Source organism: Sphingomonas sp. MM-1 (genome assembly GCF_000347675.2).
Taxonomy (GTDB): domain Bacteria; phylum Pseudomonadota; class Alphaproteobacteria; order Sphingomonadales; family Sphingomonadaceae; genus Sphingomonas_E; species Sphingomonas_E fennica.
Genome location: NC_020561.1, coordinates 2,326,019 through 2,341,538 on the forward strand (window position 1 = coordinate 2,326,019; position 15,520 = coordinate 2,341,538).

Annotated in this window: 16 protein-coding genes; 9 read left to right on the forward strand and 7 right to left on the reverse strand. The window is 62.5% G+C overall.

Features of this window, described 5'->3' with window-relative positions; translation table 11 throughout:
* The first annotated feature begins 33 nt into the window (after window positions 1-33).
* The 9 genes from G432_RS11160 to G432_RS11200 all read left to right on the forward strand — a co-directional run bounded on the left by G432_RS11160 (window position 34) and on the right by G432_RS11200 (window position 9,894).
* Complete coding sequence (locus G432_RS11160; RefSeq protein WP_015458928.1) at window positions 34-1,011, forward strand: hypothetical protein; 978 nt, start codon at window positions 34-36, stop codon at window positions 1,009-1,011.
* 35 nt (window positions 1,012-1,046) lie between these two features.
* Window positions 1,047-2,189, forward strand: coding sequence for a polysaccharide pyruvyl transferase family protein (locus G432_RS11165; protein ID WP_015458929.1), 1,143 nt, complete (start codon window positions 1,047-1,049; stop codon window positions 2,187-2,189).
* Window positions 2,190-2,400: 211 nt separating this feature from the next.
* The gene (locus G432_RS11170) at window positions 2,401-3,564 is read left to right on the forward strand and encodes a putative capsule polysaccharide export inner-membrane protein (RefSeq protein ID WP_015458930.1); all 1,164 of its coding nucleotides are present in this window, start codon (window positions 2,401-2,403) and stop codon (window positions 3,562-3,564) included.
* Between the two features lie 3 nt (window positions 3,565-3,567).
* Window positions 3,568-4,350 carry an ABC transporter permease gene (locus G432_RS11175; RefSeq protein WP_015458931.1) on the forward strand — a complete coding sequence of 261 codons (783 nt, stop codon included), beginning with the start codon at window positions 3,568-3,570 and terminating at the stop codon, window positions 4,348-4,350.
* Complete coding sequence (locus tag G432_RS11180) at window positions 4,347-4,994, forward strand: ABC transporter ATP-binding protein (protein WP_015458932.1); 648 nt, start codon at window positions 4,347-4,349, stop codon at window positions 4,992-4,994. The genes G432_RS11175 and G432_RS11180 overlap by 4 nt, the downstream gene beginning before the upstream one ends.
* A 37-nt stretch (window positions 4,995-5,031) precedes the next feature.
* On the forward strand, window positions 5,032-5,976 hold the full coding sequence (locus G432_RS11185; RefSeq protein WP_015458933.1) for a phytanoyl-CoA dioxygenase family protein: 945 nt from the start codon (window positions 5,032-5,034) through the stop codon (window positions 5,974-5,976).
* A 297-nt stretch (window positions 5,977-6,273) separates the two neighbouring features.
* Window positions 6,274-7,404 (forward strand): polysaccharide biosynthesis/export family protein, encoded by a 1,131-nt coding sequence (locus G432_RS11190; protein ID WP_015458934.1) that lies wholly within the window; start codon window positions 6,274-6,276, stop codon window positions 7,402-7,404.
* 99 nt (window positions 7,405-7,503) lie between these two features.
* Window positions 7,504-9,093 carry a glycosyltransferase family 2 protein gene (locus G432_RS11195; RefSeq protein ID WP_015458935.1) on the forward strand — a complete coding sequence of 530 codons (1,590 nt, stop codon included), beginning with the start codon at window positions 7,504-7,506 and terminating at the stop codon, window positions 9,091-9,093.
* Between the two features lie 9 nt (window positions 9,094-9,102).
* Window positions 9,103-9,894, forward strand: coding sequence for a DUF5672 family protein (locus G432_RS11200; protein WP_015458936.1), 792 nt, complete (start codon window positions 9,103-9,105; stop codon window positions 9,892-9,894).
* Window positions 9,895-9,983: 89 nt separating this feature from the next.
* Here G432_RS11200 and glk read toward each other — a convergent pair whose 3' ends face one another.
* From glk to G432_RS11235, 7 genes are all read right to left on the reverse strand, one after another.
* Window positions 9,984-10,952, reverse strand: a complete 969-nt coding sequence (gene glk / locus G432_RS11205) for a glucokinase (RefSeq protein WP_015458937.1) — start codon at window positions 10,950-10,952, stop codon at window positions 9,984-9,986.
* 4 nt (window positions 10,953-10,956) lie between these two features.
* Entirely contained in the window at window positions 10,957-11,379 is a 423-nt protein-coding gene (ribH, locus tag G432_RS11210; protein ID WP_015458938.1) for a 6,7-dimethyl-8-ribityllumazine synthase, read from the reverse strand.
* Window positions 11,380-11,386: 7 nt separating this feature from the next.
* Entirely contained in the window at window positions 11,387-12,535 is a 1,149-nt protein-coding gene (gene ribB, locus G432_RS11215) for a 3,4-dihydroxy-2-butanone-4-phosphate synthase (RefSeq protein ID WP_015458939.1), read from the reverse strand.
* The gene (locus tag G432_RS11220; RefSeq protein WP_015458940.1) at window positions 12,525-13,136 is read right to left on the reverse strand and encodes a riboflavin synthase; all 612 of its coding nucleotides are present in this window, start codon (window positions 13,134-13,136) and stop codon (window positions 12,525-12,527) included. The genes ribB and G432_RS11220 overlap by 11 nt, the downstream gene beginning before the upstream one ends.
* A 12-nt stretch (window positions 13,137-13,148) precedes the next feature.
* Window positions 13,149-14,096 (reverse strand): bifunctional diaminohydroxyphosphoribosylaminopyrimidine deaminase/5-amino-6-(5-phosphoribosylamino)uracil reductase RibD, encoded by a 948-nt coding sequence (ribD, locus tag G432_RS11225; RefSeq protein WP_015458941.1) that lies wholly within the window; start codon window positions 14,094-14,096, stop codon window positions 13,149-13,151.
* Between the two features lie 22 nt (window positions 14,097-14,118).
* Window positions 14,119-14,442 carry a hypothetical protein gene (locus G432_RS11230; RefSeq protein ID WP_015458942.1) on the reverse strand — a complete coding sequence of 108 codons (324 nt, stop codon included), beginning with the start codon at window positions 14,440-14,442 and terminating at the stop codon, window positions 14,119-14,121.
* A gap of 136 nt (window positions 14,443-14,578) precedes the next feature.
* Window positions 14,579-15,223: an energy transducer TonB gene (locus G432_RS11235; RefSeq protein ID WP_015458943.1), complete on the reverse strand. Its 645-nt coding sequence runs from the start codon at window positions 15,221-15,223 to the stop codon at window positions 14,579-14,581.
* Window positions 15,224-15,520 lie beyond the last annotated feature (297 nt).

Genomic DNA, 15,520 nt, shown 5'->3' on the forward strand with positions numbered 1-15,520 from the left:
CTTAATGCTGCAATCTTATGAGAAGTTAGACATATGTCCGAAAATGAAACGAAAATCGGCTTCGTCCATGATAATCATATTCGGAAATATGGGATATGGCCGCAGTATTTTGGTCTGAAAACCAGACTTAGGGGGAATGTATTCTTTTCGGATATTATAAATCCGGACGATCAGTGGACGGATTGGGAAGGCAGGCCGGCGAATGTCGTGGATCTGTCGCAGCAGACGCCGGAAAATTATCACGACACCCACAACCATTATCAGAATGTGATGTCCGAAGTATGGAATTTCGCGCCCCATACCAATGGCATCGCATTCTGGGGGGATGCATCGGCGATCGCGAATGATTCGGCGGCTTGGGGTGGTTTTGTATCGGCTAGGTCTTCCTATGTCCGTTATACCGGAACGCCGGGCAGCAAATTCGAGGAAGCCCTGCCTCCCGGTCTCAACCATTCCGTTTCCCGCGAAGATTTCGACTGCCAGCTGACCGGCCTGGAGGTTGATGTCATCAATGGCGGCAAGCCGGGCGTCATGGGGAACAAGGCAAAGCACGGCATTACGATCGTAGGGTTTGGCAATCCCAATTCACACGCCGTTTCCGTGATCTGCGAAAACTTCGATTGCGAGGAGTCGCGGCGTCGCGGTCAGTTCGAGACAGGCGTCTATTTCCAGAACAGTATTCATCCGGATTATGGCCGTCTGGTCGTTGCCGATTTCGATCGGGCCCGCATCGGGCTGGATTTTCGAGGTGCGGTTTTCCGGGAGGGGGCTGCGCAATTTCGCACGGTCGGGTCGGGCACCGGTATTGTCTTCAACGGCGGGAAAGGCGGCGAAGTCTATGCGGAGGCACAAAGCGCTGTGGCCCAGGAAGATAGCTGCCTCACGATCCGATGCGGAAAGGCGGGACTACGCATTCTCGACAGCGCGGGAGAGAAGACGTTGATCCACATAGACGGCGAAGGTCGAATCGTGATTTCCGGTGAGGTGGTGATAAACGGCAAGGTATTCTGAAAGCAGCTGGCAGCCGCACTTTGCGAGGTAAGAAATTGAAAATAGGCATTATTTCGACGGGCGGCGCCGGAAAGATCGCGGATTGGCAAAAATTTTCGCTTCGTGAACTCTACGATCGGGTCGGCTATAATACCGGCAATCTGGCTTTCTGGGGCGGGATCGCAAAGACCATCAGCGATGAGATGGAATTTCTCCCCTGGGATTTTATCCCCGAGGATGTTCACGAGCGCTTCGATCTTCTTCTTTTCCCGGCTGCGAACCAGTTGGCCGCTGGCGTGGACCTCGGATTCATGGCGGACAGGTTCGAACGAGCGAATCTGCCGTTAATCGTGGCGGGCCTGGGCACGCAATCCCACTCCGCATCGGATGATGTCGAGCTGACACCGGGCACCCAGCGATGGCTCTCGGTGGTCTCGGAACGGACGGCGGAAATAGGAGTGCGCGGTGAACGCAGCCGGGACGTTCTGGCGCGCTATGGCATACACAATGTGACCGTGATCGGCTGCCCCTCGCTCTTCATAAACGAAGATCCGTTCCTCGGCCGCAGGATTCACCACAAATATGTGGAAGGTGGAGAGAAATTCCTATTCTGCCAGGGTGAGATGAGCGCGCATTCCATGCCGCAAGAACGCGCCTTGTTCAGCCTGGCCAGAAAGTTTCGGGCGCCCTATATTTGCCAAGCCCCGGACATAGTTCTAGCTCTCGCGTCTGGTATAAGTGACGAGCTTACATTCGGTGGCATGAAAAGAATACGAAACTATTATTGCCCCAATATTTCGTTCGACGAAATGCTTGATTTCGCTGAGTATAACATGCGTGCTTTTTTCGATTTTGAGGAATGGATTTCATTCGCGCAACAGCATGATTTCTCGGTTGGCGCGCGTCTGCATGGTAATTTTCTGGCGCTGCAGGCAGGCGTTCCCGCGATGGTCGTTTGCCAGGACGGCCGTATGTCGGAGCTGGCAAATACCATTCAATGTCCGACGATCGATCCCGGCCTATTGCGCCACGACATGGGCAAGCTCGACTTCTATCGGCGATTTAGGTTCGACCATGACGCTTTCGATCGGAATCGTGCTGATCTTGCTGGGCGATATATGAAATTATTCTCCGCCATGGGGGTTTCTCTGAAGGATTATGTGGCGCGGATCGCCACACCGGGCTTGCCGCCGTCGTGATGGCGCGAGCCTTGTTGGATAGGCATGGGCGTATCGGCGAGCTCGACAGGTCGTGATCGACGCGCGATCCAGCGTTTTCGGGACTAATTCAGGGGAATCTGCGCTAGAGATGCTCCGCTGGGAGAGGCGCGGGCCTTCCCTTGCGTATTTATCGGCGTGATTCTACAGCCGCGGCTTTTCTAGGGTTCGAAGCAATGCGAGACGTTTCCCCATGCTGATGGAAAGCCGTGCGGAGCTCGAGATCCAGCTTGAAAGGCGCGCCAGCCGGATTGCGGCCAAAGCCAGGCGCCACCGTTGGTTCCTGCTGTTTGTGGTTCTGCCGACCCTGCTGGCCGCTATATATTATGGCGCGATAGCTTCGGATGTCTACGTGTCGGAGTCCCGCTTCGCGATCAAGAGCCCGGGGCGGCAGCCAAGCCAGACCTCCGCTTTGGCGAGCCTGTTCCAATCCACGGGGCTATCCGCGGGGCAAGAACAGGCGAACGAGGTGATCGCCTATCTGCGTTCACGCGATGCCTTGACGGCCTTGACACGCTCGGTCGACGTGCAGGCAATGTATCGCGATACGGATGCGGATTTCCTGTCCCGCTTCCCCAAGCCCTTCTGGGAAGATTCTTTCGAGAATTTCTATAAGTATTTCAGCAAGCAAGTACCGGTAAAGTTTGATCCTGAGACGAACGTGGTGGTGCTGCAGGTCCAGGCCTTCAAGCCGGGGGACGCGCAGGCGATCAACGAACGCCTTTTGCGGCAATCCGAGGCGCTCGTTAACAGGTTGAACGATCGGGCGCAGAAACAGGCGATCCAGGAAAATCAGCGGCAAGTGGAGGAGGCCACCCTTCGCCTGAGCAAGGCGCGGGTTGCCCTGCAACGCTATCGCAACGCGGAAAAGCTGCTGGATCCGGCGGAGCAGGCCTCTGGTGTCCTGCAGGTCTCGAACAACATGGTCGCCGAGCAAGCTGCTCTGCGCGCCCAGTTGCAGGCGACCGAAAGTGCAACGCCGTCCCATCCCTCGCTGCCGGCATTGCGCGCAAAGATCGCGGCTATCTCGGCCCAGATTGCGGCGCAGGACAGCAAGGCGGTGGGCACGCAGACGGGCATCGCATCGAAGCTGACCGAGTATGAGCGGTTGGCCGTGGAGCAGGAATTCGCGACCCAGATGCTCAACGCGGCGAACACCGCGCTGGAGCAATCCCGCGCTGAAGCGCAGAAGCAGCAATTCTACCTCGAGCGAGTGGTGGAGCCGAACAAGCCGGATATGGCGTTGCTGCCGAACCGTTTCCGTAACATTCTCACCATAGCCGGGATAGTGATCTGTCTCTATCTCATCGGCTGGATGCTGATCGTCGGCATCCTCGAACATTCTCCGGACGACTGAGGCATGGCATCGTTGCGTCAGGGCTGGCGGGTGCAGAGCCGCGTCGTAGCGGCGCTGCTGATCCGCGAGATGCATACGCGCTTCGGCCGTGAAAATATCGGTTTCCTGTGGATGATGGTGGAACCGCTGTTGTTCGCGGGCCTCGTCGCACTCATCTGGCGCGTCATGAAGGGGCCGGAAGAGCATGGCGTCGATATCGTCACATTTGTGGTGTCGGGATATATTCCGCTGGTTCTCTTCCGCCACGCCGTGAATCGGTCCGTTTCGATCTTCGTGGCGAATGGCAGCCTGCTTTATCATCGGCAGGTGCGTATCATTGATTTCATCATCTCACGCTTTCTGCTCGAGATGATAGGGAGCATGATGGCCTATGTATTCATTGCCACGGCTCTGTATATGCTGGGGTTCTTTCCCTTGCCTGCCGATGTCGGAATGCTGATCGTGGGATGGGTACTATATTCCCTATTTACGCTATCGCTTTGCTTCATCATTGCGCCGCTTTCGGAAATGTCTCCCGTCCTCGAAAAATTCATGCCGGTGACGACCTATGTGATGATCCCTTTTTCGGGAACGTTCACCATGGTGGCGTGGCTGCCCGCGCAGGCTCGTGAGCTTATTTTATGGTCGCCATGGGTCAGCGCCATGGAGATGATGCGGCACGGCCTTTTTGGAGACAAGGTGCAGACCTACTATGTCTATTCGGTGCCGATCGCCGCTTCGATGATTTGCACCGTCATCGGGCTCGCATTGTGCCGGCACGTGCGTAAAATGCTGGTCGTCGAATGATCGTCTGCGAAAATCTGCACAAGGCATATAAGGTCGGAGCGGGCTCAAAGACCGTTCTCAGCAACTTCAACTTCACCGTCGAGCGAGGCGAGCATATCGGCTTGCTCGGCCGCAATGGCGCGGGCAAGACCACCCTTATCAAGATGATTGGCGGCGTGGAAATGCCCACGTCGGGCAAGGTCCGCCGCAAGATGACCGTTTCCTGGCCGCTGGGTTTTGCGGGCGGTTTCCAAGGTAGTCTGACGGGATATGATAATGCGCGGTTCATCGCGCGCATATATGGCTCCCGATACGAAGACATCCGCGACTTTGTCGAGGACTTCACGGAATTGGGCCGGCAGCTGAAGATGCCGGTGAAGACCTATTCATCGGGCATGCGGGCGCGGCTGGCCTTTGCTCTTTCTCTGGCGATCGAGTTTGATTGTTATCTGATCGATGAGATCATCATGGTCGGGGACCAGAATTTTCAACGCAAATCCCATCACGAGCTATTTGAAAAGCGTGCCGATCGTGCCCTGATACTGGCGTCGCACAGCCCCGAAATCGTTCGGAAGTTCTGCGACCGGGCGCTGATCATTCACAAGGGGGTTGGGGCTATCTACGAAGATGTCAACAAGGCCCTGGAAGTTTACTCCAAGCTCTAGGTAATGCCCGGCTGGATAGCCTTTTGGGAAGAGATTCATGCCTCAGATATTCCCCGGCCTGCCGGCGGTGGAAGCCCCGCTTTTTGAACCGGCTGCTCCCGAATATGGGCTTACCGGCCAGGAACAGGCGATCGCGCGGAGCCTCCACGAGCGGGGGTTTGCCCTGTTCGATTTTCCGGATACCCAGCTCGATGCCCGGATCGATAGGATAAAGACGCGGCTGGGCCCGCATTTTCAAGTCGATTTTTCAGATGCTGAGAGCGACAAGACGGCAGGCCTGGGACGCATCCAGGACGCTTGGCAGTTCGACGAGGACGTGCGGGCGATTGCGACAAACGAAGCGGTGATCGCGCTTTTGTCGAAATTATACGGGCGTGACCCCTTTCCCTTCCAGACGCTGAATTTTCCGGTGGGGACGCAGCAGGGCATCCATTCGGATTCGGTGCATTTCTCCAGCCTGCCGGAACGCTTCATGTGCGGCATATGGCTGGCGATGGAGGATACCGGGCCGGATAATGGGCCCTTATTCTACGTTCCTGGCTCGCACCGCTGGCCTATCGTGACAAATGCCATGATCGGGCGGAGGGGCTATGGTGGCCAGCTCCCGTCAGCCCAGGATCCCTATGGGCCGGCATGGCAGGCATTGTGCGAGGCGCACGGCGCCCAGGCGGAGCAGTTTCATGCCCGCAAAGGGCAGGCGCTGATCTGGTGCGCCAATCTGCTGCATGGTGGCAGCAGCGTGCGCGATCCCCGGCGCACCCGCTGGTCGCAGGTGACGCATTATTATTTCGATGATTGCATTTATTATACCCCCGCTTTTTCGGATGAAGCGTTGGGCAGGCTCGATAGACGCAGCCCCGTCGACATTCGCGACGGCCGCCCGCGTCAGGGCCGCTATCTCGGTGAGCAGGTCGACGAAACGTCGCCCCGGCGGCCTGTCGCTGGCTTCCTGGGTCGGCTTCGTTCACGCCTCCGCCGGTAAGCGCGGCGCACTGGCATTTTCCCGTTCGACATGGCCGGGGGCGGCGGTGTTTCCTTCGCGAGTTTGAATATCGGCCCGTTTCATGCACGATCTGCCGTGATCGTGCGAAAGTGGGGCGGTGTCCTTCGGTTGGCGTTGAGGGTTTTTCCAGCTGTCCATGCAGGTTGATGGAGCAGAAGTGTCCGGCTCCTCATGCCTCGGTCTTGCCTGTTTCGTTTGCGTGAGGTTATCGATTGCGGCACGGACGGCCGACAGCTAACCGATGTTGGCGAGATCCCGCTCTTATTGCGATAGGTAATGTTCAGAAAACGCTTCATCACGCTTGTCATGTGCAGTGCTCTGGAAGCCTGCTCGACACTACCGTCCAGTGGCCCGACAGGCCTGCAGGTCCGTAAAAGCGCGGAGGCCGCGCCAGGCGGTGAAAACATCAAGATCGTCGAGGTTACGGATGCCTCGGCGCTGCCTGCGCAAGGCGGCAAGGACAAGTTGCCCTTGGCGAATCTCGCGCCACCGCCCACCGATATGGTCGGGCCGGGCGACGTCATGCTGATTTCCATTTACGAAGCGGGCATTCCGCTTTTCAGCGGCGGCACTGCGGTCGCAAACCCGTCGGTGCCCTATGATGCCGGCGTTAAGGTTCAGACGCTTCCCCCGACGAGAGTAGACGATAATGGAGACATTGTCGTTCCTTATGCGGGCAAGCTGCGTGTGGCCGGCAAGACGGCCTTCGAGGTGCAGAATCAGATCCGCAATGCCTTGCGAGGCCGCTCGCAGGACCCGCAGGTCCTGGTCAACATCACCCAGGTGATCAGTAATTCGGTCATAGTGGGCGGGGAGGTCGCCAATCCGGGTCGGATTGTCCTTCAGACGAATCGGGAACGGCTTTCCGATGTCGTGGCGCTTGCGGGCGGCCAGCGTGGGAACACCAAGGATCTGGCTCTACGGGTGGTGCGTGGATCGCGCGTGGCCGAACTGCGCTTCAGTGACCTGCTGGATAATCCCGAAGCCGATGTGCCGGCCTATCCTGGTGATCGATTGACGGTCGTTCAGGACCCTCTCTCATTTTCCGTTCTCGGCGCCTCGGGCCGAGTGCAGCAGATACCTTTCGGCCGTTCGACGATGTCGCTTGCCGAATCCGTGGCGACGGCTGGTGGCGCGAATCCAAATCTCGGGGACCCACAGGCGATTTTTGTGTTTCGCTATGTCAAGGATCAGGATGGAAAGGCTCATCCTGTTGTCTATCATTTCAACATGATGAATACCGGAACCTACTTCCTGGCCCAAAAATTCATGATGGCTAACAATGATATACTTTACTTTGGCAGCGCTAGGGCAAACCAGCCTAGCAAGCTGATTCAGCTTATCAGCCAGCTATTCTCGCCCGTTGTGGCTGTTACCAATTCCATCGATATCTTGCAGAATAACTGACGGGTGCGCGAAAGAATTTGAACTGGAACGATCCGGCGATCGGCCTCAGATGAAACGGCTTCCGACCTGTGGTGGCTCTCGGCAATGCGGATAAGGCCGATGCCGGGAAGATGCGGCAGGGCCTGGCTGGCGCTGTCGGCGCATCTCGATGCGGCGCGGGTAGCGCCGCGCGCTTATCTGACCGCCTCATGGTGGTGGCTGCGTGGCAAGCGGTTGCGCGCGCGCAGCCAGTTTGCGCCACTTCTCGGCGTATCGTCCAAAGCCTATCAACTTTGGATTCTGAAGCAGATCGGCGGTGAAGATAGGAGCGCCAGGCACGCATCACCGCCTATTGTGGCGCTCGTGGACATCGGGGTTGGGCGGATTGGCCTGAACGAAACTCTGCTCAGCCTGACGGCCGCCGGCGTGCCGGCGCATTTGGTGGACAGCGGCAACGTCTCGGCGCTTGCTGAAACGGTCCGGCAAATCGATTGGCAAGAAAAGCCCTGGCTGATGCCGATCATGGCCGGCGATATAGTGGCACCCGCAGCCGTCCAGGCCTATCGCGCGGCCATCATCGGATCGGAAACGCGGATCATCTACGCCGACGACGACTTGGTCGATGGAAGGGGGAGGCGCATTGCGCCCCATTTCAAGCCGAGCTGGAATAGCGAGCTTTTCCGTCACTTCGACTATATGACGGGCGCCTGTATCGCGCGAGCCCAGCCGGAAGATCTGGAGGGGCTGTCCGGTGAGGACTGGGCGGGGCGGCTTGTCGCGTCGCTTGCGGCACGCACGGTTCCCCTGCACTTGCCGCAAGTGCTGCATCATCGCCGCCGGCGTCCCCGCCCGCGCATTCCCGCGACGTTCCATACGCCGGGCGGCGGCTTGCCGCCGGTCAGCGTGATCATACCCACCCGCAATCGGCACGATCTGTTGCATACGTGCCTCGCTGGATTGGAGAATACCGACTATCCGGATCTCGAGATAATCATCGTCGATAACGATAGCGATGATCCGGCGACGTTGGCCTATCTCTCTGGTCTCGATCCAGTGCGTTACCGGGTGCTGCGCCATCCTGGCCCCTTCAACTTTTCCGCGATGAACAATCGCGCGGCATCCGAGGCCCGGGGGCAGTTGCTGTGCCTGCTCAACAACGACATAGAAGTCGTAACGCCAGGCTGGCTGAAGGCGATGGCCGCACAGGCATTGCGGGAGGATGTCGGCGCGGTGGGGGCGCAACTGCTCTATCCTGACGGACGTATTCAGCACGCAGGCGTGGTTCTGGGCGTCGGAGGAGCCGCCGCCCATGCCCATCGGCTGCTGCGCCCGAATGAGGAAGGCTATTTTCATCGCCATGCCCTCCCGCAATTCACCTCGGCGGTGACGGCGGCCTGCCTGGTCGTGATGCGTCCCCGCTTTCTTGCGGTAGGCGGACTCGATGAAGGCAGGTTTGCGGTCGCCTTCAACGATGTGGATTTGTGCATGCGCTTGAATCGCCGGGGTTGGCAGTCACTTTACGAGCCGAGGGCGATGCTGATTCATCATGAATCCGTCTCACGGGGATTCGATCGTGACCCCATCGGCGCCGCGCGACTGGCCAGGGAACTGGCGGCGCTCCAGGAGCTTTGGGGCACAGGCGAGCGGGTCGATCCGTTCCATCATCCGGAACTTAGCCGGTTTAGCGAGCGCTTTGTGGTGAGGTTATAAAGGGTGGACATGAAGGCTCGATCCTATCCTTCGTCGCCGATCTGGCTCGCTCTGCCGGATGTGACCCTCTGCGCGGTGACTTCGGTGAACGTGAAAGCCACGGTGCGTGCGCTGAGCGCCAGCCTCGAACAGGTGGCCTTCGCCGATTGCATGCTGTTCACCGATGTGCCCGTCCAACCCGAACATCCGGGAATACGGGTTGTCCCCATCGATCATCTCGATTCAGCGGCGGCATATTCGAAATTCCTCCTCAGCGAGTTGGTGAGGCATGTGGAGACTTCGCACTGCCTCGTCGTTCAATGGGACGGGCATGTGCTCGATGCCCGGCGCTGGCGACCGGAATTTCTCGAATATGACTATATCGGCGCAACCTGGCCCCAGTTTGATGATGGCCATGATGTCGGCAATGGCGGTTTCTCGCTACGCAGCCGGCGCTTGATGGAAGCCTGCCAGGCCTCGAACTTCATATCCGGGCATCCCGAGGACGTGGCCATCTGCCGCACCAACCGCGCATTTCTGGAAGCGCGGGGCATTCGCTTCGCGCCACGTGCGCTTGCCGATCTGTTTGCCGCGGAGCGGGCCGCCGATGTCGGAACCACTTTCGGTTTCCATGGCGTGTTCAATATGCCTCGCATCATGGACAACGAGGCTTTCTGGGAAGCCTATCGCAGCCTCGATAACCGTTCGAGCCTGCGCCCGGACTTTTTGGATCTCCTGAAGTCGCTCCGCGGCGGCCGCAGGGGCTTGGCCCGATCGTTGCGCATGATCGCTGATCGGGCATACGATATCGCGCGCGGATAAGTGGAAACGCCTCCCACTGCCGGTTGAGCTCACGCTTCGGGCTTCTGTTCGGACTTGCCGAGCTCAGGGCTTCGGGTTGTGGATTTCCATCACTTGCTCCCCCGCTCCCCGAACGCCACCGCCGCGCCCAGCAGGCCGGGCTGGGGGTGGGTGATGAGGCGGATGGGCATGGCGGCCATCATTTCCTGGTAGCGGCCCTTGGCGACGAAGCGGTCGGCGAAGCCGGAGCGGGGGAGGTGGCGGGCCAGGCGCGCGCCGACGCCGCCGGCGATCACCACGGCATTGGCGCCCTGCACCAGCGCGATATCGCCCGCGACGCTGCCGAGCGCGAGGCAGAAGCGGTCGAGCGCGGCGGCCGCCAGCGGATCGCTGCCCTCGATCGCGGCGGTCCACAGGTCCTTGTCCTCGCGCGGCGGCACCGGCTGGCCTTCGATGGCGGCGATGGCGGCGTGGATCGCGGCGAGGCCGGGGCCGGCCACCACCCGTTCGGTGGAGACGCGGCGATGCTGCGCGCGCAGCCGGGCGAGCACGGCCTCCTCCAGCGGATCGAGCGGGGCATAGTCGCCATGGCCGCCCTCGGTCTCAATCACGAACTGCCGGCCGCCGCGCCGGAGCAGCGAGGCGACACCGAGGCCGGTGCCGGGGCCGACGATCGAGATCACGCCTTCCGTGGGCAGCGGCCGGTCAGGCCCCGCGATGTGGAGGAAATCCTCCGGCCCGGCATGGGCCACGGCATGGCCGACCGCGCCGAAATCGTTGATCAGCACCAGCTCGTCGACGCCGATCTCGTTCGCCAGCGTTGCCGGGCGGATCAGCCAGCTATTGTTGGTGAGCTTCAGCGTATCGCCGCGGATGGGGGCGGCCACCGCGATGCCGGCGGCGCGCGGCAGCGGCCGGCCGATCCGCTGGGCGAAGGCCGCCCAGGCGAGCGGCAGGCTGGCATGGGCGGATGTCGGCAGCGTCACCGGATCGCCCAGATGGGTGACGCGGCCGTCCTCGATCGTCGCCAGGGCGAAGCGGGCGTTGGTTCCCCCGATATCGCCGGCGACGATCTCCATGCCGTCAGTGGCCGAAGCGCTCGCGCAGCGCCAGCATGGCCAGCGCCGCCTTGGCAGCCTCGCCGCCCTTGTCCTTCTCGTCGGGGCGGGCGCGGGTCAGCGCCTGCGCCTCGTTCTCCACGGTCAATATGCCGTTGCCGATGGCGATGCCGTCCATGCTGAGTGCCATCAGGCCGCGCGCGCTTTCGTTGGAAACCACCTCGAAATGATAGGTTTCGCCGCGGATGACGACGCCGATCGCCACGAAGGCGTCGTAACGGCCGGTTTCGGCCGCCAGCGCGATCGCGCCGGGTATCTCCAGCGCGCCCGGCACGGTCACCGTCTCATGCTTGTGGCCGCCCTCCTCGATCGCGGCGCGCGCGCCCTCGATCAGCAGGTCGTTCAGATGGTCGTAGAACCGCGCCTCGACGATCAGCACCTTCGCCATGGTCGTATCAGAGCCCTTCGGTGGAGATCGGCTGCTCGCCGATGATGTTGAGGCCGTAGCCCGAAAGCGCGATCAGCGTGTGGTGCGAATTGGTGAGCAGGATCATGTCGTGAATCCCCAGCTCCGCCAGGATCTGCGCGCCGATGCCGTAATCGCGCAGCTCGTTCATATCGTCCGAATCCGGGCCCTTGCCCTCGGCGCGGGCGCGCACCACGGTGGACATCGCGTTCACCAGCGCGCGGTTGATGATGACCACCACGCCCGATCCCGCTTCGTCGATCGCGCGCATCGCGCCCTGCAGCATGCCCGAACGGTCGTTCAGCTCGCCCAGCGAATCGTTGAAGATGTTGAGCGTGTGCATCCGCACCAGGGTGGGCTTGGCCGGATCGATATGGCCCTTCACCAGCGCCAGCGTCTCGGTGCCCACCGCCTTGTTGCGATAGGTGATCGCCCGCCATTCGCCGCCATAGCGGCTGTCGAACTTCGTCTCGGCCACCTTCTCGACATTATGGTCGTGGCGGCGGCGATAGGCGATCAGATCGCGGATCGTGCCGATCTTCAGATTGTGGAGCTGGGCGAAGGCGACGAGATCGTCCAGCCGCGCCATCGTCCCGTCATCCTTCATGATCTCGCAGATCACGCCGGAGGGGTTGAGGCCGGCCAGCCGCGCCACGTCCACCGCCGCCTCGGTATGGCCGGCGCGCACCAGCACGCCGCCCGGCCGGGCGACCAGCGGGAACACATGGCCCGGCGTCACGATATGCTCGGGGCCCTTGGAGGCGTCGATGGCGACCGCGATGGTGCGGGCGCGGTCGGCCGCGGAGATGCCGGTGGAAACCCCGTCGCGCGCCTCGATCGAAACGGTGAAGGCGGTTTCGTGGCGGGTGCCGTTGTGCCGGCTCATCAGGTTGAGGCCGAGCTGGTCGACCCGCTCCTTGGCCATGGCGAGGCAGATCAGCCCGCGGCCATATTTGGCCATGAAGTTGATCGCGTCCGGCGTCGCCATCTGCGCGGGGATGACGAGGTCACCCTCATTCTCACGGTCCTCGTCGTCGACGAGGATGAACATGCGCCCGTTCTTGGCCTCGTCGATGATCTCTTCGGGGCTCGAAAGGAAGGCGTGGCGCAGGCGGGAAAGCTCTGGGTTACTGGACATGGCGTAGCTGCTCCATCCGCCCGAGATAGCGGGCGAGAATGTCGATTTCGACATGGATCGCGCGGCCGGGCGCGATGGTGTCGAAGGTGGTGTTCCGGGCGGTGTGGGGGATGATGTTGACGCCGAAATGCACGGCCCTGCCGGGCGCGTCGGCCACGTCGTTCACCGTCAGCGATATGCCGTCCAGCGCCACCGATCCCTTGGCCGCGATATAGGGGGCGATTTCCGGGCCGCCGGCGATCACGATGCGCTGCGAATCGCCCTCCGGCGTCACGGAAAGCACCTCGGCGATGCCGTCGACATGGCCGGTCACGATATGACCGCCCAGTTCGTCGCCCACCTTCAGCGCGCGCTCCAGGTTCAGGCGCTCGCCCTCGTTCCAGCGGCCCTGCGCGGTGCGGGCCAGCGTTTCGGCGGAAATGTCCACGGCGAACCAGCCGGGGCCCTTGTCGACCACCGTCAGGCAGGCGCCCGAACAGGCGATCGACGCCCCCATGTCGATGGTCGCGGTGTCGTAGGCGGTGGCGATCCGGGCGCGCAGGTCGCCGCGCTGCTCGGTCGCGGTGATGGTGCCGATGTCCGTGATGATTCCGGTGAACATGCAGATGGGGTCCTATTCTCGGACGCGCTCGTAAACCTCAAGCCGATCTATGCCAAGCATCCGCTGATCGTGCAGCCGCCAGCGCCCGTGCGCGCCCTCCAGATGGACGAGGCCGATATCGGCGATGCCGGGCCGGCCCCCACCGATGACGATCGGCGCGCGGTAGATCAGCAGGCGATCGACGAGGTCGGCGGCGAGGAAGGCGGCCGCCGCGCCAGCGCCACCTTCCACCAGCACGTCCAGGGCCGGCGTGTCGGCGATCGCTTCCGGCCGGTCCACGGCGATCCAGCCGAACGGCGCCGCGCCATGGCCCAGCACGGCGCGCGCGGGCGATCGGTGCGCCAGCCCCGGCAGCCGCACGTCCAGCTTCGGGGCGTCCGCCTCCAGCGTGCCGCGCCCCACCAGGATCAGCTCGGTGCGGGCGCGTTCCAGATGCGCGTGGGCGCGGGCGGCGGGGCCGGTGATCCAGCGGCTCTCGCCCGATGCCAGCGCGATGCACCCGTCGATCGAAAGGCCAAGCTTCAGCGTCACATGCGGCCGGCCGTGCCTGGCCCGCATCAGGAAGCCGGCCATGGCGCGTCCCGCCTCGCGCGCGGCGATGCCGGTGGCGGTGGCGATTCCGGCCGCTTCCAGCCGGGCGATGCCGCGGCCGTCGGTGCGGGGATCGGGATCGCGGCAGGCGATCACAACGCGGGCGATGCCGCTTGCGGCCAGCAGGTCGGCGCAGGCGGGGCCGCGCGGCGATTCATGCGCGCAGGGTTCCAGCGTCACATAAGCGGTGGCGCCGCGCGCGGCGGGGCCGGCGGCCTCCAGCGCCATCGCCTCGGCATGGGGGCGCCCGCCCGGCTGGGTCCAGCCCCGGCCGACGACGCGGCCGTCCTGCACGATCACGCAGCCGACGGCGGGGTTGGGCGCGGTCTGCCCCCGGCCGCGCGCGGCCAGCGCCAGCGCCGCGCCCATCCAGCGCGCGTCCCGGGCGGCGTCAGTCAACCTTGATGCCGAGCTGATCGGCCAGCCGGCGATATTCCTGCCGCTTCGCCTCGCGCTTCGCGTCCAGCTTCTTCTGGTCGATCTTCTGCTGGGCGATGATCTCGGCATCGCTGCGCGTGGCGGGCCAGCTCGGGATGAAATACATTTGGGGCTTGGGCGGATCGACCCGCGAATCGACATAGAATCCCGCCACCAGCAGCGCCGGGATCAGGACGGATATCAGGCCGATCAGCAGCTTGTGCCGCTGGTTGCCGGCCATGAAGGCGCGCAGGTCGCGCCACACGGCGGATGGCTTGGAAGGGCGGGGTATGGCCATGGCCGCCTAGATAAGCCCAGTGGGCCGCTTATGCCACCCTTGGCCGAAGGCCGCCCCGCCGGGCCCGAAGGCGGCGGGGCGGGTGGCGCCGGGGAGAGGGAGAAGAGCCGGCGCCGGTATCGGCCGGGGTCCGCCGTCAGGCCTGCATCTCGAACTTCACCCGCATCGTCCGCCAGCTTTCCACCGCCACACCGTCGCGGGTGGCGGGGCGGAAGCGCCATGCGCGCAGCGCCTGCCGTTTCGTCGCCTCGAAGAAGGCGGGATCGGTGGCGGAAACCTGCTCCACCGCCTTCACCCGCCCATCGGCGCCGATCAGCACGCGCACCACCACCACGCCCTCGATCTCCTGCCGCGCCATCCGCGCCGGATAATCGGGCTGGAAGGGCACGCGCGGGTCGATCACTGCATCGGTCAGCACTGGGGCGGTGGGGGGCACGATCTCCTCGCCCTTCGGCAGGGGCGGGGGATCGATCGGCTTCGGATCGTCCGTGCCGGTCCGCGTGAAGATGGTCTCGTTCGTCGTCTGCGTGGCGACTTCGGTTTCGGGCCTGGTCACGGGCCGCTCGGCCCTTGCGACCGGCGGGGCCTCCTTCACCTCCACCGGCGGCGGTGGCGGCGTTTCCGTGATCGGGATCAGGGGGAATACCGGCATTTCATGGACGATGAAGCTCGGCGGAAACAGGATCAGCGCCGCGATCGCCGCGCCGTGCAATCCCGCCACGATCGCCACGCCGGCGGGGCTGCGATTGCGTTGATTGAGGAAACCTGCCTGCTCTTGCATGACGCCCTCCTGTCTCGGTGATGATACACCGTAACAGAAACGTTATACTATTTCATTGCCGTGGAAAGAGGGTTTTTGGTGGGCCCGGATCTTGCGATCCGCCGGGCGGGTGCGCGGGGACGCTGTCGCATCGCCCCCTGAAATCGCTGAGGTGCCCGCATTTGGGCGCGCTGAACGACCATTGGCAGGCACTGTTTGCTGGAAGCGGAGAGGCTGGGCGCGCCGACAGATCCGTCATTCCCGCGCAGGCGGGAATCCATTGTGTCGGGTGCTATCGAGCCAATCGAGCCAACCGCG